We start from the raw sequence: 25,820 nt of genomic DNA on the forward strand, positions 1-25,820 counted from the left end.
GGCAGGTTTCACTGATGCCTCCATCCCGGCAGCCAGGACGAGCCGATGGTGGCTGCTGACACAACGGGCATGATCCAGGACAGGCACCATCAGATCACGAACCATACCCGCAAATCCGAGTTGACCAGCAGAGTCCTACACCGTCCCGCCGGCAGCCGCACGAGGCTCTCGCGCAACAGGGCGGAGTCCTCGGCCGGGATCACATGCATGGCAACTGCACCGTGATCGTGGTGGTCTCGCCGGCCGGGTTGGTCACGGTGAAACGGCCGTCCAGCGCGGCCACCCGCCGCGCCAGCCCTGACAGGCCACCGCCCGCCGGGTCCGCCCCGCCCACACCATCGTCGTGAACTCGAAGGTTGTCTCGCAAGAGGGGCAAGCGCCGCTCCCTCCCCGCGCCGTTCACGCCCCACTGCCTCAGCAGGTTGGGGCCGGCTCGTCCACCCGGAGGTGGAGCCCGTCGAGCATGACGGTTAGAAGCTGATCGCGGTGTGCGGGGGTCCGCTCCGCCGCCCAGGCGATTGATGCGATCAAGGAGAAAAGGGCTGAAGCGTCGATATCGGGCCGGATCGTCCCTGTGTGCTGAGCTCTGGCCAGTAGTTGCGCCCCAGCGGCCTTGATGGCCTGGCAGGTGGCGTGGAGTTCGGATGCGGGGTCGGCGAGGCTCTCGACGAGGGCGTCGACGAGGCCGCGATAGGTCATGGCGTGCTCGACCGCAGCCGTCAGCCAGGTGGCCAGGGCCTGGTGCGGGGATGGGGAGGCGAGCAGCTCATCTGAACGTGCGTTCAGGCCGCGCAGGCTCTCGCCCAGCAATGCCTCCAGCAGTGCCTGGCGGGTCGGGAAGTGCCGGTAGAGGGTCACGTTGCCGACGCCGGCGGTGCGCGCGATGTCGTTCAAGGAAGCGCCAACGCCGTGCTCGGCGAAAGCCGTCCGGGCGGCCGTCAGGAGCCGTTCGTAATTGCGTCGCGCATCTTTGCGCCCTACGGGCCGGGTCTGCGTTGATCGATCCGTCACGGGACTCCCCACACGGTTGCTAAAACGAGGAACCTCCTCATATCTTAGCTCACCAGAAACCGAGGAGCCTCCTCGTTTCGTTGCCCACCCTCCTGAGGAGTGCCATGACCGACCAGAGCACGCACGTGGCGTCACCGGGTTCCGGGCCCGCCGGCGCCTCCCGCCACCAACGCCACCCCGGCTTGATGCTCGCCATCGTGCTGATCTGTCAGACGATGTTCATCCTGGACACCAACGTGGTCAACATCGCCCTCCCTGACATCCAGGACGACCTCGGCTTCTCTGCGGCCGGCCTGTCCTGGGTGCTCAACGCCTACATGCTGGCCTTCGGCGGTCTCCTGCTGCTCGGCGGTCGCGCGGGCGACATCTTCGGCCAACGCCGGGCTCTCATGGGCGGGGTCGTCATCTTCACCGTCGCCTCACTGGCCGGAGGGCTGTCCACATCGGCCGAGATGCTGCTTGCGGCCCGTGCCGGTCAGGGGATCGGCGCAGCCATTGCCGCCCCGACCGTGCTCGCCCTCATCACCGTAGGCTTCCCGGACCCTGCACGCAGGGCGCGGGCGCTGGGGGCTTACGCGGCAGTTTCCGGCTCCGGCGCCGCGATCGGCCTCATCGCCGGTGGCATGCTCACCGACTGGATCTCCTGGCGGTGGGTGCTGTTCATCAACGTGCCGATCGGCATCGTCCTGCTGATCCTGGCCCCGCTGTTCATCACCGAGACCGATCGCCACCCAGGCCGCTTCGATCTGGCGGGTTCGCTGACCTCGACACTTGGCATGACCGCGCTCGTCTACGGCTTCATCCGCGCCGCTGAGCAGGGCTTCGGCGACGTGGTCACCCTCGGCGCGCTCAGCGCGGCCGCCGTCCTGCTGGCACTGTTCGTAGCCGTCGAGTCCCGTGCCCGGCAGCCGATCGTCCCGCTGCGGCTGTTCGCTGACCGCAACCGCGCCGGCGGCTACGTCGTGCTGCTCTTCGTCCTGGCCGCGGGCAACGGCATGTTCTTCTTCCTCACCCAGTTCCTGCAGCAGGTCCGCGGCTACAGCCCTCAGCAGGCGGGATTCGCCTTCGTGCCGCTGGCCCTCGTGATCCTGGCTTCTTCCGGCGTAGCGGCCCGGCTGCTGCCACGCCTGGGCGCCAAGACGCTGATCGCCGTCGGCGCCGCGGCGATCAGCCTGGCCCTCCTGTGGATGACACAGCTGACGCCCCAGGCCGACTACGCCACGGCGCTGCTCGGCCCCATGATGATCGCCGGTCTCGGCATGGGCATCTTGCTGGTCGGAGCCACCACCGTGTTGTCCTCCGGGATCCGAGCCGAGGATGCCGGCGCCGCCTCCGGCCTGCTCAATGTCATGCAGCAGATCGGCGGTGCGCTGGGGCTGGCCATCCTCGTCACGGTGTTCGGCGCAGCCACCCGCGCTTCGAGCGGACCGGCCCACCAGGTCCTCACCGAGGGAGTCACCACGGCCTTTACCGTCGCAGCCGTCTTCACCGCCTGCGCAATTCTCCTGGTCCTGACCATGAAGAACCGGCAGGCTCCCACAGCCGAATCCGCGGCCGCGGAGGAGCTCACCCGATGACATAGGGATTCGGCCGACGCAAGGCGGGACCAACCTCATCCGTGCCCCTGCGATTCAAGGTGTCAGTCCCATCTCACGCAGGTGCCGCGGTTCGACGTCGGCTGTGTGGCGGGGTTGGTGAAGCCGGGCGGGCATCTGGTGGTGGTGACCGGCCTGCACTGCCAGGCCCGCGTGGTCGATCCGGTGTCGGAGATCATCGCCCAGGCCCGGCGTGCGGGGCTGGTGTATCCGCAGCACGTCATCGCCTTGCGCCGGCCCGTGCGCGGGGAGCGCATCGATCCCGACCTGTCTCGCCGCGTGTGGCCGCGTTGCAGGAGCTGCCGGAGTGCGCTGGGTCGCCGGCGAGCGCGAGGGTGCGCTCGGACGTGCTGCTGTCCGCGAAGGCGGTGAGCCACGGCCGGGCCGGCTCGCCCTTATCGTCGAGCACCCAGATGTCCAGCTCGGTGTGGTCGGCCTGCCAGATCTCGTTCGGCCTGGTGGCCTCGCGCCGGTATACCAACTCGAAGGACTCCCGATACTTCTACGTGCCATCCGCGCCGAGGGTGACCAACGCACCGCTGCAGCGTCCGGTAGGAGAGGCCGTCCTCACCCAGCCCGGTCGCCGGCCGCGCCGGCGGCACCCCGTCATGCAGGTGCGGCGCGCACGCCGTCACTGACCACCACCGCACCCGATCTGACCCCAACATCCAGCTGGCCAACGCCACTGCTCCGCGGCAGTGGCCGCATCGTCACGATCTCGTCCGTGGCGACCCGGATGGCCAGCCCCCCACCAGATGTCCTTCGCCCATGACGAAGAGCGCGCGACAACCGTCACGTCGCCCTCAGCCCGATCGGCTGGCAGCTCTTCGACGAACTCCAGCTTGGGGCTGATCAATCCACGATCGCAGTGAGGACGGCAAGCACGATGAGTACGAGCGCGGCGAGCAGCAGCGTCGGGTAGTGGCGATACAACCACCGCTCCCAGCAAGCATCACTGGAAGCTGCAGAGGCATCATCCGCCTCGATCCTGTTGATCGCGTTGATGCGTTCGACGAACTCCGCGTCGTCCCTGGCCAGTGCGTCCTCGATGTCGAAGAGGGAACGACGCTCCTTCCAGGTCATGCTCATGACGATGATCACCAGCCATTCCTACCCGGCACCTCCAACATAGTGATACGCCTGTTCGCGGCCCTTCGCCACCTGCGCGGTGTTCCGCCGCCTGCTGCCCGCGATGATCTCGAGCGACCCAGCCGGCTACGCCAGACAACCCCCGCGCACCTGGCCGGCGCCACGAAACCGGCCTCGGCCCATCACACTCCACAATTCCCGTTCGGCTTACCGGCCGGCGAACCGGTCGAGCGCGCCGCGCATCTGCTCGCGCATCGTGTCGCTGCCCGTGTGCCCCGAGTCACCGATAACGATCAGCTGCGCGTCGGGCCAGGCGCGGGCAAGTTCCCAGGCGGTGTCGGGCGGGCTGCTCAGGTCGAGGCGACCGTGGATCAGAACGCCGGGGATGCCGGCCAGGCGGCCCGCGTCGCGCAGCAGGACGCCCTCCTCCAGCCACGCGCCGTGCGCGAAGTAGTGCGCGCAGATCCGCACGAACGCCAGCAGGTCGGCCGGTGCGCCGTCGCTATAGGGGTTCGGCGCGCCGTTCGGCTCCAGGGAGACGGCCGCGTCCTCCCATGTGCACCAGTCGATCGCGGCTTTCGACCGCACTTCGGGGTCGGGGCTTTCCATCAGGCGGGCGTAGGCCGCGACGAGGTCGCCGTCGCGGTCGGTCTCGGGGAGTCCGGAGCGGAACCGGTCCCATTCCTCGGGGAAGAACCGCCCAACGCCCCGGTAGAGCCAGTCGATCTCCGAGCGCCGGGTCGTGGTGACGCCGGAGATGACGATCTCCGACACCCGCCCCGGGTGGCGCTCGGCGTAGGCGAGGATCAGGGTGGAGCCCCACGAGCCGCCGAACAGCAGCCAGCGGTCGATACCGAGGTGCTCGCGCAGCCGCTCCATGTCGGCGAGCAGGTGCTCGGTGGTGTTGCGGCTCATGTCGGCGGCGGGGTCGCCGGCGTGCGGCGTGCTGCGTCCGCAGTTGCGTTGGTCGAACAGGACCACCCGGTAACGACCGGGGTCGAAATACCGGCGGATGCCGGTGGAGCACCCTGAGCCGGGCCCGCCGTGCACGACGAGCGCGGGCTTGCCTTCCGGGTTACCGCAGACCTCCCAGTAGACGAGGTTGCCGTCACCGGTGTCGAGCATGCCGTGGTCGTACGGCTCGATCGGCGGGTAGAGCTCGGCCATGCCATGATCCCTTCTTCGACCAAAATACAACAGCGCTGTTACATTATGGGGGTGGATTCCCCCGACCCCGCCACCTCCGCGGCCGGCCCCGCCACCCCCATGGCGGGACACGCCGCGGCCGCCGTACCCCCACGGATCCTCACCAGGACCCTGGCCATGGTCTTCCTGTCCAGCTTCGGTGCGGGGACGAGCTTCTCCCTGCTGCTGTCGGTCGTCCCGCTGTACGCCTCCTCGATCGGCGCGGGCGGGATGGGCGCGGGGCTGACCACCAGCGTCCTGATGGCCTCCACGGTGGCCGCCGAACTGTGCGCCCCCCGCCTGACCTCCAGGTTCGGGTACCGGGCGGTGATGGCGGCAGGTCTGGTGCTCCTCGGGATTCCGGCGCTGGCGCTGCCCGGCTCGGCGAGCACGGCGACAGTCATGGCCGTGTGCGTCCTGCGCGGCGCGGGGTTCGCGATCACCGCCGTTCTCAGCGGCGCGCTGGTGGCCGCGCTGGTCCCGCCCGAACGCCGCGGTGAGGGGCTGGGTCTGCACGGCGTCGTCGTCGGGGTGCCGGCGGTCATCGCGCTGCCGCTGGGCGTCTGGCTCGCCGAGAGGATCGGGTACGCATCGGTGTTCACCGCTGGAGCACTGGCCGCCCTGGCCGGGCTGGCGGCGGTGCCCGCCCTTCCCGGGCGCATGCCACGGCCAGGATCGCGGACACGGGTACTGCAGCCGCTCGGCATCCTGGCCGGGCTGCGCACCCCCGCCCTGGTCCGGCCTTCGATTGTCTTCTCGGCCGCCGCGATGGCCGCGGGGATCGTCGCCACCTTCCTGCCTGTCGCCCTGGCCCCCGGGTTCGGCGATCTCGCGGCGGCCGCCCTGCTCGCTCAGGCCGCCGCGTCGACCCTTGCCCGCTGGTGGGCCGGGCGGCATGCGGACAAAAACGACACGGGCCGGCTGCTGGCACCCGGCGCGCTCCTGACCGCGGCCGGCGTGGCCGTACCAGCCCTCACCACCGACCCGGTCGCGGTGGTGGCGGGGATGGCGCTGTTCGGAGCCGGTTTCGGCGTCGCCCAGAACGCCAGCCTGATGCTGATGTTCGAGCGGGCCCCCGCCTCCACGTACGGCACGGTCAGCGCCGTATGGAACCTCGCCTACGACGCGGGGATGGGACTGGGCGCCGCTGCCTTCGGCGTGCTCGCCGCACGGACCGGCTACCCGGCCGCCTTCGCGCTGACCGCCGCGTTGATCCCGATCGCGCTCGTCTTCGCCCGGTCACCGCGATCAGCGCGAGGGGGCGGCCGCGTTTGACGGTTTTGTCCATGTCGTGGCGGGGAGTGGGGCGGCGGTTGGGAATGCCGGGTGGGCGTCCAGGGCCGGGTCTGGCAGGTTTGGGTGCGCCGGCCGGTTGGGCGAGTGCGGGACGGAGGGTCCGAAACCCGCGCCGGACCCGAGCGGGAGCGAGCTGACCGTGTGCCGCTTGAGCAGGATCGTCTCGACCGCCAGGAGTCACACGCGATGATCGCCTGGGCCTCAGTAGTCAGGGACTACCGCCAGGTCGGCCCGTTTCGGCGGGGCGCCGGATCGATACCGGCCGCGTGCAGGATCTCCCACCTGGTAGAGGAAGCGACCGTGTAACCCAGGCGGGCCGACTCCCCCTGGATTCGGCGATGCCCCTGGTCGGGTTCTCTCACGCCAACCGCACGATCAATGCCTTGATCGGCCGGCGCGTGCCCGGGCGTCCTGGGCGCCGCCTGTCCGTGAAGGTACACTTCCGCGCGACCGCGAGGCCAGCGCAAGATGGTCGCCGGGGTGACCGGAACACCCCGCCCACCGGCGGCGCCGGACCAACCGCGACAGCACCGTGAACCAGCCCGGTCTGCATGACCCCACCGCGGCCGGCAACCGAGCTGCCGACGAAGCACCTGGTTCTCGTGCCGTAGCACCAGCAGCTCAGCCTCGTTGGACAGATCAGAGCGGACCAGCACTGCCACAAGACCGTACAAACACCGCTCCAACCGATAGACCAGGGACATCGAAGCCGCTCCACGGTACTGATCGATGACGCCCCTGACCTAGCGTGGCATCGCCACGGCTTTCCGGCCGCTTGCCTTCACCCAGATCCAACTCCAGGTGCCGGCTACCCCAGGACCGGCGCGTTGGCTCTCACGGTCAGCTTCCCCATGCCGCTCAGGAAGGCAGCTGCGCCCCTGTGGGAGCGGCCTGACAGGCCGCGTGTCGCTCGGCGAGATGTGGGGCCGCCGGCCGACGGCGGCTGAACACAACCGGACACTCGAGGGCAGCCGCGCGATCGCCGCCTACGGGCAGCACAGTTCGGTCGGATAAATGCCTGGAAGTAACCACGAAACACCCCGGCCGCATCCACATCGTTCCCATCCGCCAGCGTGTCGACTCATGGCCAATCCGGTCCGGCGGTATTGACGTTGTGAGAATGACCCTATGACCGGAGGCACGGATGGATATCGGGATAGGCCTGCCCAACACGGTTCCCGGGACTGACGGGGAAGCCCTCATCGACTGGGCGCGGCAGGCCGAGGAAGCAGGGTTCAGCACCTTGGGCACGATCGGCAGACTCGTGTACCCGAGCTACGAGGAGCTGATCGCCCTCACCGCCGCCGCGGCGGTCACCAGCCGGATCCGGCTGACCACCAGTGTGCTGCTCGCACCGTTGTATACGAACAGCGCGCTGCTGGCGAAGCAGGCCGCCTCGCTCGACCGGCTCTCCGGGGGGCGGCTCGTGCTGGGCCTTGGCCTGGGAGGACGTGACGACGACTTCACCGCCAGCGGGCTGACCACCGAAGGCAGGGGGCGCCGCCTGGAGGAGCAACTCGCCGAGATGAAGCGCATCTGGTCCGGCGAAGAGCGCGGTTTCGCCGGCGCGATCGGACCGGAGCCCGCCCGCGGCGGCGGCCCCGAGCTCATCCTGGGCGGAGCGTCCGAGGCGAGCTTCCGCCGAGTCGCTCAGCTGGCCGATGGCTGGATCATGGGGGGAGGCACGCCGGAAATGTTCGCGCAAGCTGCGGCAGGTGTCGATGCCGCCTGGCAGAACGAGGGCCGGCAGGGCAAGCCACGCAAGCTATCACTGGCCTACTTCGCGCTCGGGTCCGATGCCCGCGCGCAGGCGGATGCCTACCTTCTGAACTACTACGCCTGGCTCGGCGACGTCGCCGGGCAGATCGCGGCGAGCGCCGCGGTGAGCGCCGAGATGGTCAGGTCCTACGCCGCCGCGTTCGAATCCAGCGGCTGTGACGAGCTCATCTTCGTTCCCACGTCATCACGGCTCGACCAGGTCGAGCTGCTCGCCGAAGCGACGGCCTAGTGCGGCTTGGCCAGGGTTGTGCGGTCTGGTCTGTGATCAGCTGAGGTCTAGTTGGCCAGGTAGTCGCGCACACTGGCCGCCGTGCTGTCCATCGGCTCGGCGGGGCGGGCCTGCCGCGGGCGGTCCCGCCGCTGCTCGCAGGCGCCCAGTGCACCTCGTGGGTGCCGTCCTGCAGCTTGGGGTGTTCCGGCCGGATCCCGCGCGACTTCGACCTCAAACCGCACCGGGCAGAAACCTTCGAACTCTCCACCGATCCGCTGTTCGTGGAGAAGGTCGTCGACGTCGTCGGGCTGTATCACGATCCTCCTGAGCGGGCGGTCCCAGATCCGGGCGCTGGATCGCTCGCAGCCGGGTCTCACCGATGATGCCGGGGATGCCCGAGCGGCGCACCCACGACTACGGGCGCCACGGGATCACCAGCCTGTTCGCCGCGTTCAACATCGCCGACGGGACCGTCATCGGCGAACTGCACCGCCAGCACCGGGCCACCGAGTTCGAGAAGTTCCTGATCACCATCGACAAGGCGTTCCCGGCCGAGCTGGACATTCATCTCATCTGCGATAATTTCGGCACCCACAAAGCAGCTTCTCGCCGCACCCCGCCCGCCCCTATCCCTCGGTGGGGATGTCCAGGGCTGTGCCGTACAGACGTGAGACTCGCAGTCGGATCACCACGCGGCGTTCGTTCACCAATTGCCTGAGGAAGGCGGCCTCCTCCGCCGTGTCCGTGAAGCCTGGGGTGAGCGCCAGCAGTTCCCTGCCGGTCTCGTCCCCTGGTTCCGTGGTCACCTCTGACACCTCCGCATCCCCCTCGGCGACTGCGAACGACCAGATGTCCGGCCCGTTCACGTGCAGGGACAGGCGGGGGTTGTTACGTACGTGACGCGCCTTGAGCCGGTCGTCCGTGGTGGAGATGCGGACGATCCGCTCGACGGGGTCCCAGTGGTAAAGGACGGTGGACAGATGGGGGTGGCCGCTGCCCTTGACCGTGGCCAGCACGCCGAACTGCTGGTCGCCGAGCAGGCGGGTGAGTTCCTGGTCGGTGAGAATGCGGGGCGCGGGGCCGGAACTCGTCTCGTTCTCGGTCATGGGGATCAGATCCTGTCTGTGCTGGTGGTGTGAGCTGGGTGATCAGGTGGCGGGGCCAACGGGGCAGCGGCGTCTGGCTTGGGTCGTCGCAGTGTGAGGAGCGCTACGGTGAGAGCGGCCACAAGCAGGGCGGCGATGGCGAAGGCCAGGCCCGCATCGTCGGCCTTGGCGCCAGATATACCGAGCGCGTCAGCGCGGGAAGTACCAAACCACCGCCCACGATGAGCAGCTTCACCGGGAGCAGATCAGTGACGTAGTCCGCCTGCACCGGGATACGGGCAAACCAGCCCATCGCCCCGAGCAGCAGCACCAGGCCTGCCTGCAGGGCGGCGCGCTCTCTGAAGCGAGTGTTGAGCCGGGCCGAGACGAACAGGGAGACTCCGCCGATGGCCAGTGCCGCGGGCAGCATCGCCAGGCCGGTCTCGAGCGCGACGAGGATCTGGAAGGCGAACATGGCCGACAGCGTGAGGAACTGCACCAGGTTGGCGCCGGACACGCTGCGGGAGTGGAAGATCCGCAGCGGCATCAGCGGTGCCTTGGCGGTCGCCTGGCGCAGGACGAACACGGCCAGCGCGATCGGGGGGTATGCGACATGGGCTTTCTCCTGCTCCATTAGAGGGACAAGAGAACCGTAGCAGATAGTTTTATTGCAGACGATCCGTTGCAGATCTATTTATGCTGCCGAGCCCGCCGTACCGCCCGCGGCGCCTCGGCAGGGACCGCCAAATGCCCCGCGACCAGGCGATTCATCGCCCGCAGGAGTGCCTCGCGCTCATCCTTCGGCAGCGCGTCCAAGGCCGCCTTGTGCACGCCGTCGACAATCTCCTGGCTCCTCGCGGCGATCTCCGCCCCTTTCTGAGTGACCGCGATGATCCGGGCTCGCCGGTCCGTGCCAGACGGGCGGCGCTCGGCCAGGCCCGCCTTCTCCAGGGCGTCGACGGTCACCACCATGGTGGTCTTGTCCATGTCGCCGATCTCGGCGAGCTGGATCTGCGTGCGCTCCTCCTCCAGGGCGTGAACGAGCACGCAGTGCATGCGAGCCGTCAGCCCGATCTCGGCCAGAGCGGCCGCCATCTGGGTTCTCAGGACGTGACCGGCACGATCCAGCAGGAACGACAGGTCCGGCTCCGTGCGCGCGGGCGCCATGGCAGTCATCCCCATAGCCTAGCAACTAGTTCCATTCCGGATTATCTACTTCCTTCCCATATAACGGCGAGAGATGGCGCGCAGATTCGTATCCGGTGCGGGCTCCCGCCTCCTCCAGGCCGCCAAGAAGGCGGTAGCGGAGGTGAACGAGCGACTGTTCGACCCGGAGGCCGACCCCGTCCAGCGCCGAATCGGCCAGGCGGTCCTCCCCGCGCTCCTAGGCGAATCGGCGGGCTGACGGGTCCCCGTACCCCAGCCTTCGACGAATCGGCGGGCTGACCGTCCGCGTACCCCAACCTTCAGAGCGACTGAAGCTGAGACTAGGCTTCAGTCATCCTGAAGGTTGGAGCTAGAGACTTGCTGGAACATGTCCTGCTGTCCGTGCACGTGCTCGGCGGCATCGTCTTCGTCGGGGGCTCAGCCGCGGCAACGAGCCTGTTCCCCCGCTACGCGCCCGCGGCGGCTGGAGAGGGGCGCAGCCGGTCCGTCGCCGTCGCCCTGCACCGCATCACGCGCGGGTACGCCGTTCTCGGCCTCATCGTGCCACTGGCCGGGATGATCCTTGCCGGCGTACAGGGCCGGACGGGCGAGATCTGGATCACCATCTCGATGATCCTCACCGCCGTCGCGGCCCTGCTGCTGGCCACGCAGATCCATCCGCGCCAGCGCCAGGTGCTCGCCGACCCCGGCGACTCTGGGCGGCTGCGGCTGCTGTCCATGCTCGCGGGCGTCTACAACCTGGCCTGGGCGGTCGTGGTGGTCCTGATGATCGTCCGACCCGGCACCGGTCAAGGGGGATGAACCCGATGCGCCTCCTGCGAGTCGCCGCCAGCGTGGAGCTGACCACGCTCGTAGTCCTGATCGCCAACCTGCTCACCGTGCACGCCAAGGCCGTCACGACCTTCGGTGGCCCCCTGCACGGCATCTCCTACGTGGCCGTCATCGCGGCCGCCTACCTCGCCCCATCCACCTCGCCGAACGGTGCCAGGTGGCGGGCCTTCATTCCCGCAATCGGCGGGCTGCTCGCCATGCGAGCCCTCCGCACACAGGAAGGATGACACGATGGACGCCTACGACGGCCTGCCGTTCCCCTGGAGCGGCCTGACGCTCGACGCCATGCGGTATGTCCGCTCCATCGAGGAGCCGGCGATCTTCAACCACAGCATGCGCACCTACCTCTACGGCCGCTTCATCGGCGAGAGCCAGGGCCTGCGCTCCGGCCGCGACTACGACGACGAACTACTGTTCCTCGCCTGCGTTCTGCACGACTCCGGCCTCAGCGAACCCGGCAACGGGGACCAGCGCTTCGACATCGACGGTGCCGACCTGGCCGCCGCCTGGCTCGCGGAGCGCGGCATGCCGTCCGAGAAGACGATGATCGTCTGGGACGCCATCGCGCTGCACCTCGTCCCCGAGGTCGCGCAGCGCAAGCGGCCCGAGATCGCGCTGGTGACCGCCGGCGCCGGCTACGATCTCGACGCGGACGGGCCCGCGCTGCCCGATGGCTACGCCGAGCGCATCCACGAGGTGCTGCCGAGGCTACGCGCCGCCGTGGTGCTGCACGACGCGGTCGTCGCCCAGTCCCTGGACAAGCCGCACAAGGCGCCGCCGTTCAGCATTCCCGGCGAGATGCTGCGGCAGGCGAGCGGACAATCCTGGCCCACGTGGCGCGAGCTCACCGGATGGGGCGACTACGATGCCTGAATCCGTCTCTCGCCGGGGCGCGATCGCCTCGATCGTCGCGACTGCGGGCGTCGCCGCGACCGGCGGAGCACTGCTGACCGGCGGCCTGAACGGTGCCGCCTCCGGCCACGCGGGCGCGAGCGACGCGGCGACCCCGGCCACGCCCTCGCCCGCCGGGCTGCACGGCGTCCACCAGCCGGGCATCGCCACCCGGCAACAGCACTACGCGATGTTCGCCGCCTTCGACCTGCAGACCGCGAACCTGCCCACCGCCAAGATCGCCACCAACCTGCAGCAACTGATGACGCGCTGGACGACCGTCGCCCAACGCCTCATGCTCGGCGACCCGCCCGGCCCGATCCCGGGCAACCGCCCCGACGCACCCGCCGGCTCCGGCGTCGCCGACGGCCTGAACCCTGCGAGCCTGACGCTGACCTTCGGCCTGGGCCCCGAGGTGTTCGACCTGATCGGCCAGAAGGAGCGCAGGCCGGCGCATCTGCGCCCGTTGCCCGCCTTCTCCACCGACCGGTTGGAGCCCGCCTGGAGCGGCGGCCACCTGATCGCCCAGATCTGCGCCGACGACCCGCAGGTCGTCAGCCACGCCTTTCGCTCGCTGCGCGGCCAGGCTCCTGGACTGGCACGGCTGCGCTGGAGCCAGCAGGGCTTCCTCGGCACCTTCGGCGGCTCCACCCCGCGCAACCTCCTCGGCCAAAAGGACGGCACCAGCAACCCCAAGCCCGGCACACCCGAGTTCGACCAGGCCGTGTGGGCGGCCGACGGGGAGCCGGAGTGGTTCACCGGCGGCAGTTACCTCGTTTTCCGCAAGATCCGCCTGGACCTGCCGAAGTGGGACCTCGCCGCCGCCCGCGACCAGGACCTGGTCATCGGCCGCCGCAGGGACACTGGCGCGCCGCTCAGCGGAGGGAGCGAGTTCACCGCCGTGGAACTCGGCAAGAAGGGCCCGGACGGTCGGCCCGCCATTCCGGCCGACGCGCATGTGGCGTTGGTACGCGCCATCCCGATGCTGCGCCGCTCGTACAACTACGACTACGCCGTGCAGGGCATCACCGAACCGATCATCGTCGAGCACGGCCACGCGAACCAGGACGACGGCCACCTGCACGAGCACCACAGCGGCAACAGCCACGGCAGCTACGACAGCGGCGTGCTGTTCTGCGCCTATGTCCGCGACCCCGAGGCGTTCATCCGCGCCCAGCGCAAGTTGGCGGGCTCCGACCGGCTCAACGCGTTCGTCAAGCACACCGGCAGCGCCGTCTTCGCCATCCCGCCCGGCAGCCAACCCAGCGAGCACCTGGCCGCCGCGCTGTCCCCCTCAGGCTGAGACCCCGCTCGATGGTGGCGGAGGCGCGGGGTCCAAGTCCAAGGCCTGGCTCCGGTACAGCCGATGAGCGCGGTCGCCTCCCCATGGGTTGTGTCGTTCCGCTGCGACACAAGGGTGAAGCTACCGGAGGGCATGAGAGCGTCGCCCTCAGCTGCAGCGGCTTCCATACAGCACTGTGTGGTACGTGGGACATCCTCGAGCGGGAGCGGCGTTATGAAGATCGCTCGCGGTGACGCTGGGCGGACAGGGTCGTCGGCGGCGTCGGCCCTTACCGCGTCAGGTGCGCCGAGATCGCTGCCAACGGCCACGAAGGCTTCGCAGTGACTTGACCGACTGTGTGACATTAAGGAGATCTTGCCAGCAAACGCTAAGGTGAGATCTTGTGCAATCGCTCACGCCGGAAGATTTACGTCAGATCGGCCCTTATCGGCTCGCTGGTGTACTGGGGCGGGGTGGCCAGGGAACGGTTTACCTGGGCCAGGGACCGTCCAACGAGCAGGTCGCGGTCAAGGTGTTACACGCTGGAGCCGCGGCGGATGAGAACGCGCGCCGCCGGTTTCTGCGCGAAGCCGAGGCGGCTCGCCAGGTTGCTCCGTTCTGTACGGCGCGCGTGCTGGACACGGGCCTGGTGGGCGGCCAGCCATTCATCGTCAGTGAACACATCCCAGGCCCGTCGCTCGACCTGCTGGTCAGGACCGAGGGTCCGCGTTCGGGCAGCGGGCTGGAGCGGCTCGCTGTGACCACACTCACCGCACTGGCGGCCATCCACCGGGCCGGGATAGTCCACCGAGACTTCAAGCCGCACAACGTGATCATGGGGCCTGAGGGGCCCGTGGTGATCGATTTCGGGATTGCCAGGGTGACCGCCCAGACGGCCACGCACAGCGTGGTGGGAACCCCCGCCTACATGGCGCCGGAGCAGTTCGGCGGGGCGCCGATCACCCCGGCGGCCGACCTGTTCAGCTGGGCGACCTCCATGATCTACGCGGCCACCGGGCAGCAGGTCTTCAGTGGAGACACCTTGCCGGCGATCATGCACGCCATTCTGACCCGCGAACCCGACCTGTCGGCCGTGCCGCAGGAGTTACGCCCGGCGCTGGCGGCCTGTCTGGCCAAGGACCCCGCGGCCCGGCCGAGCGCCGCCGCCCTGCTGCGCCGCCTGACCGGCGACGAGGCTCCCGCCCCCCTCGCGCAGTGGCCCACGGCGCACGCCACGATGGGCACGCCGGAGGCCGAGCAACTCACTCTCCGGCCGCACCCGTCGACGCAGGAGAACGGGCCCGCCGGCTGGGCGCAGCCGCCTGGGCAGCCTGAAGGAGGCGTCCCTCCCCAGCCTCCGCCCAGCGGCGGCGGCCGGTCGAAGAAGATCGGCCTCGCCGTCGGCGCTGGAGCAGTCGCCCTGGTGCTGGCCGTGGTGGGCGTGCGGGCCGTAGTCAAAAACACGGTCCGGGGAGCGCTGTCGGGCGGTCAGCCCTCCACCTCCCAGCCCGTCTCCACCTACACCCCCGGACCGAGCCCTTCCGACACGCCTTCTCAAACAGCTTCGGAGGAGCCGACCGAGGAGTCGTTCAACCCCGCGGACCTCAACAAGGAGAGCACCGACCCGACCCCGATCACGGCCGACGCCCTGCTTCCGCAGTCCTTCACGAGCGCCGAGGGGGTGCGTTTCAGCCGCAAGGCGTTCGGGGTGGAGGACTGCCCGAGCCCGTGGCCCGACGCCAGAGTCAAGTCCGCCCTCCGCAAGGCACGCTGCGACGACATGGCGGTGGGTGCCTATATCAGCTCGGGCGCTCCGAACGGGCGCATCATGGTGACCGTCTGGGTCGTTCCGCTGAAGGACTCGGGCAGGGCCGACACCGCGTACTCGAGGCTCAAGAACGTCTACGTGCAGGACTGGGGGATCCGGTGCCCCCAAACGGGGCCGGGATCGACCGGCATCTGCTACACCTCGAACTGGTGGAACGTGCAGTTGTACTCGTGGACCGGGCAGACCGGCCGATATGTGATCCGTACCCTGGCCGTCTACACGAACCTCACCAGAGACTCCAGCGCGACGAAGTGGCTCAAGGACGCCTCGCGTGCGGCGTTCAAGGAGTCAGGCCCCATGGTCTACCAGGACGGACAGTGATCGGACGGCGTGGGGCCGGAACCCGGTGTCTGGAGCCCTGAAGGCAGTTGCAGCAGGCCCGTCCCCAGTCGACCGAGGACGGACCGGCAGCAAACACCACCTGATCACCGGCGCAGGTGGCATCCCCTGGCCGTGATCTTGACCGGTGGCAACCGCAACGTGTGGGTGCCGAAAATGGTGTCACCCTAAGCGACCTGCGCGTACACATGGATCAGGCCACCGAGGCGGTCTCTGCGAACCAGCCGAGTGCGGCCCGTCGGTGGGGGTGGATCCGACCGCCCGTTCGGCGATGCCTGGTTCAGAGTCCGGTGAGGTCGATGGCGGTTTGCGGCGCGGAACCGTCCAGCGGCGCTTGACCAGATCGGCGTGCCGGCGCAGGAGTGTGCGTGTTCGAGCGAACCTCGGACCGGATCCGGGCGCGCTATGAGCCCCGGTTCCCACACGTTTATCTATCCCCACCGGCTCCGCCACAACTTCTCCATGCGCACGCTGGAATACCTGATCAGCAGCCACTACCGGCAGGCCGCCAGGCTGGTCGCGGCGACCTGCCACCCGGCGGCAAGCGCGACATCAAGGCCCTCGCTCGCGAATCCGGCATCGACCGCACAGCCTTCTACGGCACACTCCCCTATGCCCACCTTCGCGAAGAGTTCGAATCCCGACTCGCGGTCATCCTCCAAACCGGAGACACCCCCGACCCCTGCATCGGCTCAAAGAGCAGATCGCCACCCTCGAACAACGCCTCGCTGACCGCGATCAGACCATCGAGGAACTCACTGACTTCCGCAACGAAGCGCTCTCGCGCCTCGCTGCCCAACACGAAGAGATCCTCCAACTCCGCCGCCAGCACGACCGCGACACCCGAGTACGTCGCTGCCAGCCGGGGCTGAGGGAATCGGGCCATGCAGCTGAGCCACCCACTCGACATGATGCAGCCGATCAGCCAGCCGACGGATGGCCCCCGTTCCCGAATACCGAATATCGGCGCACCGCCTCTCGCCCACCGGGAACGAAAGGCCATCGACCAACGACCTCCCGCAGTTCGAGCTCTGTGAGCCAGGCATGCCAAGCGATCTCGGACGGATCTGGTACCAATGGCTCAGTGATCACGGCCTCGTGCACCCCGAACCAGACAGGGCTGACCCCATCCCGGCACAGGAACGTGAACATGAAACGCACCGGGACGCCGGCGCCCAGTTCCTCTGACAGCTCGCGGGCTGCCGCGTCCTCATACGACTCGCCCACGTCCACGGCACCGCCGACCATCACGTCATAGTGGCCGGGAAAGCGAGTGAGCTGCTCCGCTCGGCGCAGCACGAGGATCCGCCGCATCGGATCGCGACAGATCGTCGTCGCGATCCGATGCATCCATCGCCGACGCTCCGCCTCTGCGCGATCCACGACTCCCAGCACGCGGTCCAGTTCATCCACTCGCTCGACCAGCTCGCCCATGCAGGACACGATCGCAGGCACCACCGACAACCTGCTCTACGAGCACCCCAAGCTAGTGATCTGCGTCACATGACCTGCCCGGAATCGCAACACAAGCGACGACCCCCAGCGCGAACATGCCGATGGAAAGCCGCCTACTCGATCGCCACACGGACACAACCACACACAGCGAGTACGGACAGAAGGCGCCTCTTCGTCACCGACGACACCGCCGCACATCGCCCATGTGATCTGCGGTCATAAGGGTATTGATACAACGATGGACTAAAGGCCGTTTACCCGGCCGAGTCGATCGAGGCGCACAGGGCGTTCATCGCCCGCCGTCGCGCTACCAGGCCCAGCGAAGAGTACCGGGCCCCCACCGAGAACGAATGGGACGCGTTCTTCGCTCACTTCGAGAAGCGCAAGGTGTCCATCGGCACCTGCGACCGAGCCTTCTCAACTCCTAGTGTTCATGAGCATGCATGTGTCAGATGTTCGCTCCTGCGGCCGGACTCGGCCCAACGCTTCCGACTGGAGGAGATCCGCGACAACCTCATCGCCCGCGTTGCCGAGGCCGGACGTGAAGGCTGGCTCGGCGAAGTCGAAGGGCTCCGCGTCAGCCTGGCCGGCGCCCAAGACAAGCTCACCCAGCTCGGTCGAGGCCACGGGCAGCATATGGCCGTGGACCTTGCCATCTCCACCACGCGTGGTGATCGATGAACCCACGAAGGTGGGCTGCCACATGGCCCTCAACCAAGATCGAGAACAAGTTCAAGAAGCGTGCGTCAAACGCCCTTCAGAACACGATCAAGAGCCGCCCGGCCTGCAGGTCCCCAGTTCGGCTTACCGCCGGGGAGGCCCCGATCTCCGTTCTGCCCCATGAGCATCAGGAAGAGGCTCTTCATAGCTGCCAGCCCGCGGGCGCGCCGGATCGCCGCCTCATCTGCTTGCGCGTACATCTCGAAGAACCGTGAGGCCGTGCCCGCGGGTAGCAGCACCCATGCGGCGGCGAGATCCCACGCCGGATCGCCGGCGAACATGCCACCGAAGTCGACGATGCCCGAGAGCGTTCCGTCCGAGACGACGACGTTCGCGGGATGGAGGTCGCCGTGCACCCACACCGGCGGGCCCTCCCACGCGTGGGCCGCAACGGCGTCGTCCCAGACGGCCCGGACGTCGGCAGCGATGTCGTCGAGAGCAACGGCCTGGAAGAAGTTCTCGAAGCCGTCCGTGCAGTTCCTGGGATGGGCACCGCGGTCCGTAGCGATCGGCGCATCGGCGGGCGCCTCCACATGGAGCGCCTGGAGGAAGCCCGCCAGCGTGTCGGCCGCATGGGCGCCGCGGCTGATCGAGCCGTGGTCCAGCGGCTCGCCGGGAACCCACGTCATCACGGTCCAGTGCTTGGGGAAGCGCTCGGACGGTTCGCCGAACCGCACCGGGGTCGGCACCGGGAGCGGCAGGCGCGGGGCCAACACGGGTAGCCACCGCCGCTCCTTGAGCTGGAGCTCCGGGGTGGGGTCCATGCGCTGCATGCGCACGGCCAACTCGTCCCCGAGGCGCCACATTTGGTTGCCCCAACCGCCCGCCACCTCGCGGATGGCCAGCCCCGCAAGGTCTGGATGTTGCTCCTGCAGCAGGTCGCGGACCAGGTCTGCGGTGATCTCGATCTCGGTGTCGGTCATGCGAAGTCACAGTACTGAGGCGGCAGGCGGCGCGGCTCACACCGTCCCACGCACTCCAAGCACTGAAGAGGACAACTCCCACCATGCGGCACGTCCCCGCTGAAGTTCCCCTGACCGGAGGTCGCATCACCGCAGGTGTCGTCCATGTCGCCGATACCGTCCGACGACCCGCCACGGCCACTTCCGCCTTCGTCGCTCAACTGCTCACACACCTTGAGCAATGCCAGTTCGCGGGAGCGCCGCGCTATCTCGGACGCGACGAAGCCAACCGTGAGATCTTCAGTTACCTGCCCGGCTGGGTGCCTGCCAAGTTCCGGCGCTGGAGCGACACTCAGGTCGCTTCGGCTGGGGCGCTTCTTCGCTCGCTGCACGACGCCACCCGCAACAGCGGCCTCACCGGGGAGCACCCCGTCGTCTGCCATCACGACCCCGGACCCAACAACACAGTGTTCCGCGCCGGGCTACCAGTCGCCTTCATCGACTTCGACACCGCTTCCCCGGGCGATCCGCTCGAGGACATCGGATACATGGCCTGGACGTGGTGCATCTCCTCCAAGGCCACCGCGCCGCCGGCCACCGCGCAAGCCGCCCAGGTGCGGGTGCTCGCCGACGCCTACGGACTCACCGCTGCGCGCCGTGCTGATGTCCTCGACGCGATTCTCGATCGCCAATCCCGCAATGCCCGATGGTGGGCAGAACGCCGGACCGACCCCGGCAGTTGTCCGGCCAGTCCCGAACAGATCACCTCCCGCATCGCATGGTCCGAACGTGAACACGCCAACACCAGCACCAACCGCCTGGTCTTCGCGGCGGCCCTGCGATGACACCACGTTCCCCGGCTACTCGAAAGCCCTGGCCCTGAAAGTTCAGAGAACAGATCACCGTGCGCACCAACCGCTCTTCGGTGTCGATCAGTCTGGCCTGCCACCAGGTGCGCGTGATGCCGTTCGCCTCCCACCCGGTCGCCTACCACAAGGGGACCGAGGTTGTCCGGCACGAGCGGTTGATCGCCAAGCGCGGATCTCGGCTCGAGCTCGACCACTACCTTGAGGCGCTGGTGCACAAGCCCGGCGCGCCGGCCGGGGCCACCGCGCTGGAACAGGCCCGCCAGGCCGGCATGCGGCCGCTGCGTGGCCCAGTCGCGCCTGGCCGGGACGAGGGCTGATCGAGCCCGGCCCCTCGGCGCACCGGAACCCGCTCAACTCCGCGATGCCGTCCTGCGGGACTACTCCCGGCGTCGTAGTCCGGCCGGTCGCTGGTCCCGGAACGGTAGCGGCAGATGCCTCCGCTTGTACGACGCCCCAGAACAGCAACTGGACGACGATTGCCGTCATGAGAACCCCAGTCAGTCCATCCTCGGGGCGGCGCCGCCGGCCACCGGGCTGCCCGGGGGCGCGCCTGCTGCAGCTAGGCGTGCCGGTCGAGCGCGGCAGTGGTCCGGCAGCTTCCACGAGTCGCGGTCGACGCTGTCCGCCGCGGTGTCCCAGCGGCTGGATCGCCCAACTCGGCGCCGCGCCGTCGCCGAGCGAGGCGGGGATTCCGGAGAGCGAGGGGAGAGTCCCCGTCGCAGTAATTGATCATGAGGACGAGTGTTGTGAAGATCCGACTGGCGGCATGTGCGAGCGTGGCCGTGCTGGGTGTCGGTACCGGCATGCCGGTGCCAGGTGCCGCGCCTGAAGAGACGAAAGTCGTGCGGGCCGACGGCTTTCCGCAGACCCACCGATCGACGACGCGCTGTCGACCTTCATACAGCAAGCGCTGTGCGGTGACGGAAACTCCCCTATCGACACTGCCTCCGGCTCAGAGGACTGAGTTGCGTTGACGAACAGAAAATCCGCCGGAGGAAGCGTGGTCATCAAGTCGGGTGCTCGGCCGAGGATCATCCTCGCCGCCGTGGCCGTCGTGCAGTTCATGGTGTCGCTGGACCTGTCGGTCGTGAACGTCGGACTTCCGCAGATCGCTGCCGGCCTCGGCTTCAGCGCGGTGGGGCTGACGTGGGTGATCCATGCCTACGCGCTCACGTTCGGCGGGCTGCTCCTCCTGGGCGGCAAGGCCGCCGACCGGTACGGCCGTAAGCCGGTCCTGCTGCTCGGGCTCGGCCTGTTCGGCCTCGCCTCACTCGTCGGCGGCTTCGCCCAGGAACCCGGCCATCTTGTCGCCGCTCGTGCCGTCCAGGGCATCGGGGCCGCCGCACTCGCTCCGGCCGCGCTGGCGCTGCTGACCGCGACCTTTCCCACGGGCAAGGTCCGCGTCAGGGCCATCGGCGTATGGAGTGCGATGAACGCCGCCGGGGGCGCCTTCGGCGTCCTGATCGGCGGCCTGCTCACCGAGTACGCCGGCTGGCGCTGGGTGATGTTCGTGAACGTGCCGATGGCCGCCTGCGCGCTGGCCATGGTCTGGCGCGTCGCCGCCGGCCCGTCCCCGGTTCGCAGCGGCCGTCCGGACGTCCTCGGTGCCGTGCTGGCCACGTCGGGCATGACCCTGCTGGTGTTCGGCATCGTCCGCACCGACCGGTATTCGTGGGCCTCACCGATCACCGTGACGACTCTGGCGGTCGCCGCCGCGCTGTTGGTCGCATTCATCCACGTCGAGCGGACCACCGCTCGTGAACCGCTGATCCGGCTCGGCCTGCTCACCAACCGCTCGGTCGCCGGCGCGAACGCCTACAGCCTCCTGGTCGGTGCGGCCATGGCCGCGGCCTTCTACTTCGTGTCCCTCTACCTGCAACGAGTACTCGGGGTCGGGCCGGCCCTTGCAGGGGTCGAGTTCCTGCCGTTCGCCCTCGGCGTGATCGCCGGCTCCGTGCTCGCCGTCAAGCTCGGCTACCGTCTCGCGCCGCGGACCCTTCTGGTCATCGGCGGACTACTGACCGCGACCGGGCTGGCCTGGTTCGGCCTGATCAGCCCGGACGGCGCTTTCACCACCGACGTCCTGGGGCCCTCGATCGTCGCCGGCGTCGGCTTCGGGCTCTGCCTCGGACCGGTCGTCTCCACCGCCACCGCCGGCGTCGCGCCCCACGAGGCCGGCGCCGCATCGGGCCTGCTCAACAGTTCACGACAGCTCGGCGCCTCGCTCGGACTGGCCGCTCTCGGCACCGTCGCGCACGACCGCACCGGCCAGGCCATCACGCCCGAGGCCCTCAACGACGGGTACGCGCTCAGCCTGACGCTCGGCGCCGCGCTCCTGGTCGCCGCCGTCCTCGTCGCCCTCACCGTCCTACGCCGGACCAGCCCGCCATCACAGGCCGAGCAGAGCGATGACCGCGATTCGCTCCTCGCCCGGTGACCAGCGATCCGCCTCGGGCCGCATCCCCACCAGTTGACAGATCACCGCAGGAAGGCCATTTCGGCATGACAGTTACTCCGATCGACCTCTTCGCGTCCGCCATCCACCTTCACCAAGGCGGCCAGATTCACGCCGGGAAGAGAACAACGGACTTCGACCAGGACGGCTGGCGGCTGCTGGCCTTCCACGCGAAGACCGGCGCCGACGTCCACGCCGACCACTGGGAGGTCCACCCCGAGGCCGAGGAGATCGTGTCCTGCCTCATCGGGAAGATGCGCCTCTACCTCCGCCCGGAGCGGCCGGGAGGAGAGGAGGAGGAGATCAGGCTGATGGCCGGAACCGCTGCCATCGTCCCGCGCGGGCGATGGCACCGCATCCAGTTGGACATCCCCAGCAACATCATGGTCGTCACCCTGCCGCGTGGCAGCCGGCTGGAGAAGCGAACCGAAACCTAGGCCACACCCTCGAACCTGTCCTCATCAACCAGCGGCCTAAAGACTTGTTCAGTCGCCTTCAGGTTCGCTTCAGCATGCACTCGTGACAGTGAAGCCCCATGACCGACTCCCGAGTGCCGCTCGCGATCGCCGCGGCCATCCTGGCGACCCTCACGGGCTGCGCCTCGTCCGGCGGGACCGAGGCGGCCGCGGCACCCTCCGCGGATCCCTCCGACCAGCAGCGCCAGGCCCAGGCCCAGCTCGCCACCTGCATGAAGGGCAAGGGGTTCACCTACCACCCGATCGTGTCCATGCCGGAGCTGCCGGATGCCGTCAAGCAGGAGATGTCCGGCGACTATCCCGCGATGAAGAAATATCGCAGCAAGTACGGTTTCGGGTTCGCCGCCTCCTTCGTCTACCCGAACGACGGGGTCGGCCGGATGGCCCGCCTGATGGCGGACGATGACACCGGGGACGACCCCAACGGCAAGGTCATCGCCGGGCTGTCGAAGCCGCAGCGGGAGGCGTACTTCGAGGCGATGAACGCCTGCCATCTCGAGATGATCAACAAGACGACCGGCAAGAAGCACAAGTCGATGCAGGAGGCGGCCAAGGCCCAGAGCGAGATGATGGAACAGATCATCAGCCGCGAGATCGACGGCGATCCCAAGCTGGCGGAGCTGGCGAGCACGTTCGCCGACTGCCTCAAGGGCAAGGGCTACAGGGTCACCTCGCAGCGCCCCTCTGACATCGCGCGCAGCACCGAGAGCTCGTTCATGACGGAGTTCGGCAAGCTCGGCAGGAAGCAGAACCCGACGGCTGACGAGGCGCGCCCCATGTTGCAGCGCGAGATCAAGGCGGCCCTGGACGACCTGGAGTGCGGCAAGGAGTTCTACGCCGCCTACCGGCCCAAGGCGAACGAGGTCTACAAACAAGCCGAGTTCCTACCCGGCCTGGGCATGGCCGTCACGGTCAAGGGGTGACGTGGGCAGGTCGAGAGTGCTCGCCCTCGTCGTGGCGGGAGTTCTGGTGATCGCCGGAGTGGGCTGGGCGGTCGGCTCGCGGCTGCGTTCGCCGGCCGACGAGGCGTCCGCGCGCCGCCCGCCCAAGCCCTCCCTGGTCACGGCGCCGGCCGAGCGGCGCAAGCTCACCAGTACCGTCACGGTCAGCGGCACGCTCACGTACGGCTCGCCGCTGCCGGTCACTCTTGCCGGCACGGTCGGCGGGGCAGGCGGTGCCGTCGGTGCCGTCGGCACGGGCGGCACGCCGCAGCGCGTCACCACGGCGCCCAAACCCGGCCCGATCCGTGCGGGCCAGGTGCTGATGCAGGTCAACGGGCGGCCGGTGTTCGCCATGGAGGGAAAGAAGCCGATGTACCGGCCGCTCGTGCCGGGCACCGAGGGCGACGATGTCAAGCAGCTCCAGCGCGCGCTGCGGGTGAAGGTGACCGGCGTCTTCGACGCGGCCACGGTGGCGGCGGTGAAGCGCTGGTACGCCAAGCGCGGCTACAAGGCGCAGGAATCCGACCTGGAGTCGCGCAAGACGCTGCAGCAGCTGCGCCAGGCCGTGCAGACGGCCGAGGAGACCCTGGCCGCCGACCGCAAGGCCCTGAACGAGGGGCTGGACGTGCAGCCGCTGCGGATCCGCCTCGACAACGCCCGCCGCGACCTGCGGTCCGCCGAGAAGGCGCTGGAAGAGGAGTCGGAGATCACGCCCGAGCAGGAGACCCAGCTGGCCGCGTCGCGGCGTGCCGTACGAGCCGCTGAGGAGCAGGTCCTCGCGGCCGAGCAGGCGTTGGCGGAGGCCAGGAAACCGGCCCCCACCCCGACCACGACGCCTGCGCCCACGCCCAGTGCGGTGGACACGAGCCTGCTGGAGATGAAGCTGGCCAACGCCCGGCAGGATCTCTATGAGGCCCAGCAGGCGGTGTCCGCCTACGAGGAGCAGATCCGCGTCGAGCGGGACAAACGGCTGGAGGAGCTGCGCAAGGCCGTGCGCACCGCGAAGGAGGCCGAGGCCACCGCCGCCCAGGCGCTCAGCCGGGCCAGGAAGGTCTCGCCGCTGCGGATGAAGGTCGCCCACAGCAAGGCCAACCTGGCCGACGCCAACGCCATGCTGGCCGAGTACCGCAAGACCTACGGCGTGAGCGTGCCGGCCGGGGAGATCGTCTTCCTGCCGACCCTGCCCGCCCGCATCGACAAGGCGGAGGTCAAGCCCGGCGACACCATCGAGGGCAAGGTCGCCACCGTGACGAGCTCCGCCTTCGCGGTCACCGGGTCGGTCGACGCCAAGGAGGCGAAGCTGCTGCGCCCGGGCCAGGAAGCCGGCATGGAGACCATGGACGGCACCCAGCTGCCCGCCACGCTGACCGCGACCGGTGAGGAGGCCCGCCTGACCCCGGCGCAGGGCGAGGAAGGCGAGGAGGACGACGGGTCGGACACCGGCTCGGTGCCCGTCCTGCTCACGCCCGGCTCGTCCAAGGGGCTCAAGTCGCTGGTCGGCTCGCCGATGACGGTGCGGATCTCGGTCGGTTCGACCGAGGGCGAGGTGCTGGCCGTGCCGGTGTCCGCCGTGGTCACCTCCGCCGACGGCCGGCCGCGGGTCCGGGTGGCGCTGGACGGTGACCGTACCCGCGAGGTCGAGGTCCGGACCGGGCTGACCGCCGACGGGGACGTGGAGGTCACTCCGGTGCGTGCGGGCGAGCTCAAGGAGGGTGACCGGGTCGTGGTGAGCGATGTCTGAGCCCGTCATCGAGCTGACCGCCGTCTCCCGCGAGTTTCCGACGGACCCGCCGGTGTGCGCGCTGGCCGAGGTGGACCTGCGCGTCGATCCCGGCGACTACGTGGCCATCATCGGACCGTCCGGCTCCGGCAAGTCCACCCTCCTCAATATCCTGGGACTGCTGGACCGGCCGACCTCCGGTTCCTACCGGCTGGACGGCGTCGAGACCACGACGTTGCGCGACGGCGCGCGGACCCGGCTGCGCGGCACCCGCATCGGCTTCGTCTTCCAGTCCTTCCACCTGCTGTCCCACCGGACGGTCGTGGAGAACGTGATGCTCGCCGAGGTGTACGGCAAGCATCCGCGCGCCGACCGGCGGGCACGTGCTGAGCTGGCGCTTGATCAGGTCGGCATGAGCCATCGCGTCGGCTTCGTGCCCGACCGGTTGTCGGGCGGCGAGCGCCAGCGTGTGGCCATCGCCCGCGCGCTGATGGCGCGGCCCGCCCTGCTGCTGTGCGACGAGCCGACCGGCAACCTCGACAGCCGCAACACCGAGGCCATCCTCGACCTGTTCGACGGCCTGCGCGCCGACGGCCTCACCGTCCTGGTGATCACGCACGAGGACGAGGTGAGCGCCAGGGCCGAACGCAGGGTGCGCATCGGCGACGGCGTCCTCACCGAGCAGGGGTGAGC

At 69.0% G+C, this 25,820-nt stretch carries 27 protein-coding genes and 1 pseudogene; 18 read left to right on the forward strand and 10 right to left on the reverse strand.

The features are described 5' to 3' along the window. Nucleotides 1-199 precede the first annotated feature (199 nt). Nucleotides 200-376, reverse strand: a complete 177-nt coding sequence (locus AC3EO4_RS30970) for a hypothetical protein (RefSeq protein ID WP_379577088.1) — start codon at nt 374-376, stop codon at nt 200-202. A gap of 38 nt (nt 377-414) precedes the next feature. Further along, nucleotides 415-1,023: a TetR/AcrR family transcriptional regulator gene (locus AC3EO4_RS30975; protein ID WP_431898863.1), complete on the reverse strand. Its 609-nt coding sequence runs from the start codon at nt 1,021-1,023 to the stop codon at nt 415-417. Between the two features lie 92 nt (nt 1,024-1,115). Here AC3EO4_RS30975 and AC3EO4_RS30980 point away from each other — a divergent pair, with 92 nt between their 5' ends. Next, nucleotides 1,116-2,588 (forward strand): MFS transporter, encoded by a 1,473-nt coding sequence (locus AC3EO4_RS30980; protein ID WP_431898864.1) that lies wholly within the window; start codon nt 1,116-1,118, stop codon nt 2,586-2,588. A gap of 870 nt (nt 2,589-3,458) precedes the next feature. On the opposite strand, the gene AC3EO4_RS30985 is transcribed toward AC3EO4_RS30980, so the two are convergent. Together AC3EO4_RS30985 and pip are read right to left on the reverse strand one after the other, a co-directional pair. Further along, a complete protein-coding gene (locus AC3EO4_RS30985; RefSeq protein ID WP_379577081.1) occupies nt 3,459-3,707 on the reverse strand; it encodes a hypothetical protein in 249 nt (82 codons plus the stop codon). 195 nt (nt 3,708-3,902) lie between these two features. Beyond that, nucleotides 3,903-4,862 carry a prolyl aminopeptidase gene (gene pip / locus AC3EO4_RS30990; protein ID WP_379577079.1) on the reverse strand — a complete coding sequence of 320 codons (960 nt, stop codon included), beginning with the start codon at nt 4,860-4,862 and terminating at the stop codon, nt 3,903-3,905. A gap of 51 nt (nt 4,863-4,913) precedes the next feature. On the opposite strand from pip, the gene AC3EO4_RS30995 reads away from it, so the two are divergent. Next, nucleotides 4,914-6,155 (forward strand): MFS transporter, encoded by a 1,242-nt coding sequence (locus AC3EO4_RS30995; RefSeq protein WP_431898865.1) that lies wholly within the window; start codon nt 4,914-4,916, stop codon nt 6,153-6,155. A gap of 1,165 nt (nt 6,156-7,320) precedes the next feature. Continuing rightward, nucleotides 7,321-8,184: an LLM class flavin-dependent oxidoreductase gene (locus AC3EO4_RS31000; RefSeq protein ID WP_379577076.1), complete on the forward strand. Its 864-nt coding sequence runs from the start codon at nt 7,321-7,323 to the stop codon at nt 8,182-8,184. A gap of 47 nt (nt 8,185-8,231) precedes the next feature. Here AC3EO4_RS31000 and AC3EO4_RS31005 read toward each other — a convergent pair whose 3' ends face one another. Beyond that, nucleotides 8,232-8,483: a hypothetical protein gene (locus AC3EO4_RS31005; RefSeq protein ID WP_431898905.1), complete on the reverse strand. Its 252-nt coding sequence runs from the start codon at nt 8,481-8,483 to the stop codon at nt 8,232-8,234. Here AC3EO4_RS31005 and AC3EO4_RS31010 point away from each other — a divergent pair. Continuing rightward, nucleotides 8,394-8,764: pseudogene (locus AC3EO4_RS31010) on the forward strand (transposase); the annotation flags it as partial. The gene AC3EO4_RS31005 and the pseudogene AC3EO4_RS31010 sit on opposite strands and share 90 nt — an antisense overlap. A 28-nt stretch (nt 8,765-8,792) precedes the next feature. Here AC3EO4_RS31010 and AC3EO4_RS31015 read toward each other — a convergent pair. From AC3EO4_RS31015 to AC3EO4_RS31025, 3 genes are all read right to left on the reverse strand, one after another. Continuing rightward, nucleotides 8,793-9,272, reverse strand: coding sequence for a TIGR03618 family F420-dependent PPOX class oxidoreductase (locus AC3EO4_RS31015; RefSeq protein WP_379577074.1), 480 nt, complete (start codon nt 9,270-9,272; stop codon nt 8,793-8,795). Nucleotides 9,273-9,375: 103 nt separating this feature from the next. Then, nucleotides 9,376-9,885 carry an MFS transporter gene (locus AC3EO4_RS31020; protein ID WP_379577072.1) on the reverse strand — a complete coding sequence of 170 codons (510 nt, stop codon included), beginning with the start codon at nt 9,883-9,885 and terminating at the stop codon, nt 9,376-9,378. Between the two features lie 56 nt (nt 9,886-9,941). After that, on the reverse strand, nt 9,942-10,427 hold the full coding sequence (locus AC3EO4_RS31025) for a MarR family winged helix-turn-helix transcriptional regulator (protein ID WP_379577070.1): 486 nt from the start codon (nt 10,425-10,427) through the stop codon (nt 9,942-9,944). A gap of 64 nt (nt 10,428-10,491) precedes the next feature. Between AC3EO4_RS31025 and AC3EO4_RS31030 the strand changes: the two genes are divergently transcribed. The 6 genes from AC3EO4_RS31030 to AC3EO4_RS31055 all read left to right on the forward strand — a co-directional run bounded on the left by AC3EO4_RS31030 (nt 10,492) and on the right by AC3EO4_RS31055 (nt 15,571). Further along, nucleotides 10,492-10,656: a hypothetical protein gene (locus tag AC3EO4_RS31030; RefSeq protein WP_431898866.1), complete on the forward strand. Its 165-nt coding sequence runs from the start codon at nt 10,492-10,494 to the stop codon at nt 10,654-10,656. A gap of 119 nt (nt 10,657-10,775) precedes the next feature. Further along, complete coding sequence (locus tag AC3EO4_RS31035; protein ID WP_379577066.1) at nt 10,776-11,219, forward strand: hypothetical protein; 444 nt, start codon at nt 10,776-10,778, stop codon at nt 11,217-11,219. A 5-nt stretch (nt 11,220-11,224) separates the two neighbouring features. Further along, a complete protein-coding gene (locus tag AC3EO4_RS31040; RefSeq protein WP_379577064.1) occupies nt 11,225-11,476 on the forward strand; it encodes a hypothetical protein in 252 nt (83 codons plus the stop codon). 4 nt (nt 11,477-11,480) lie between these two features. Beyond that, a complete protein-coding gene (locus tag AC3EO4_RS31045) occupies nt 11,481-12,122 on the forward strand; it encodes an HD domain-containing protein (RefSeq protein WP_379577062.1) in 642 nt (213 codons plus the stop codon). After that, nucleotides 12,115-13,443, forward strand: a complete 1,329-nt coding sequence (locus AC3EO4_RS31050; protein ID WP_431898867.1) for a Dyp-type peroxidase — start codon at nt 12,115-12,117, stop codon at nt 13,441-13,443. Before AC3EO4_RS31045 ends, AC3EO4_RS31050 begins: the two co-directional genes overlap by 8 nt. 382 nt (nt 13,444-13,825) lie before the next feature. Continuing rightward, complete coding sequence (locus AC3EO4_RS31055) at nt 13,826-15,571, forward strand: serine/threonine-protein kinase (RefSeq protein WP_431898868.1); 1,746 nt, start codon at nt 13,826-13,828, stop codon at nt 15,569-15,571. A 939-nt stretch (nt 15,572-16,510) separates the two neighbouring features. Here the strand turns inward: AC3EO4_RS31055 and AC3EO4_RS31060 are convergent. After that, nucleotides 16,511-17,023 carry an NUDIX hydrolase gene (locus AC3EO4_RS31060; protein ID WP_431898869.1) on the reverse strand — a complete coding sequence of 171 codons (513 nt, stop codon included), beginning with the start codon at nt 17,021-17,023 and terminating at the stop codon, nt 16,511-16,513. A gap of 408 nt (nt 17,024-17,431) precedes the next feature. Here AC3EO4_RS31060 and AC3EO4_RS31065 point away from each other — a divergent pair, with 408 nt between their 5' ends. Then, nucleotides 17,432-17,725, forward strand: a complete 294-nt coding sequence (locus tag AC3EO4_RS31065) for a hypothetical protein (protein WP_431898870.1) — start codon at nt 17,432-17,434, stop codon at nt 17,723-17,725. A 65-nt stretch (nt 17,726-17,790) separates the two neighbouring features. On the opposite strand, the gene AC3EO4_RS31070 is transcribed toward AC3EO4_RS31065, so the two are convergent. After that, complete coding sequence (locus AC3EO4_RS31070; RefSeq protein WP_431898871.1) at nt 17,791-18,687, reverse strand: aminoglycoside phosphotransferase family protein; 897 nt, start codon at nt 18,685-18,687, stop codon at nt 17,791-17,793. An 83-nt stretch (nt 18,688-18,770) separates the two neighbouring features. Between AC3EO4_RS31070 and AC3EO4_RS31075 the strand changes: the two genes are divergently transcribed. The 7 genes from AC3EO4_RS31075 to AC3EO4_RS31105 all read left to right on the forward strand — a co-directional run bounded on the left by AC3EO4_RS31075 (nt 18,771) and on the right by AC3EO4_RS31105 (nt 25,818). Beyond that, complete coding sequence (locus AC3EO4_RS31075; protein ID WP_431898872.1) at nt 18,771-19,511, forward strand: aminoglycoside phosphotransferase family protein; 741 nt, start codon at nt 18,771-18,773, stop codon at nt 19,509-19,511. 80 nt (nt 19,512-19,591) lie between these two features. Then, nucleotides 19,592-19,852, forward strand: coding sequence for a hypothetical protein (locus tag AC3EO4_RS31080; RefSeq protein ID WP_431898873.1), 261 nt, complete (start codon nt 19,592-19,594; stop codon nt 19,850-19,852). A gap of 683 nt (nt 19,853-20,535) precedes the next feature. Continuing rightward, a complete protein-coding gene (locus tag AC3EO4_RS31085) occupies nt 20,536-21,972 on the forward strand; it encodes an MFS transporter (protein ID WP_431898874.1) in 1,437 nt (478 codons plus the stop codon). A 65-nt stretch (nt 21,973-22,037) separates the two neighbouring features. Beyond that, nucleotides 22,038-22,427 (forward strand): cupin, encoded by a 390-nt coding sequence (locus AC3EO4_RS31090; protein ID WP_379577042.1) that lies wholly within the window; start codon nt 22,038-22,040, stop codon nt 22,425-22,427. Nucleotides 22,428-22,525: 98 nt separating this feature from the next. Next, entirely contained in the window at nt 22,526-23,389 is an 864-nt protein-coding gene (locus AC3EO4_RS31095; protein ID WP_379577040.1) for a hypothetical protein, read from the forward strand. 1 nt (nt 23,390) lies between these two features. Next, the gene (locus AC3EO4_RS31100; RefSeq protein ID WP_431898875.1) at nt 23,391-25,148 is read left to right on the forward strand and encodes a peptidoglycan-binding protein; all 1,758 of its coding nucleotides are present in this window, start codon (nt 23,391-23,393) and stop codon (nt 25,146-25,148) included. Continuing rightward, complete coding sequence (locus AC3EO4_RS31105) at nt 25,141-25,818, forward strand: ABC transporter ATP-binding protein (RefSeq protein ID WP_431898876.1); 678 nt, start codon at nt 25,141-25,143, stop codon at nt 25,816-25,818. The genes AC3EO4_RS31100 and AC3EO4_RS31105 overlap by 8 nt, the downstream gene beginning before the upstream one ends. Nucleotides 25,819-25,820 lie beyond the last annotated feature (2 nt).

It is taken from the genome of Nonomuraea sp. bgisy101 (genome assembly GCF_057708945.1).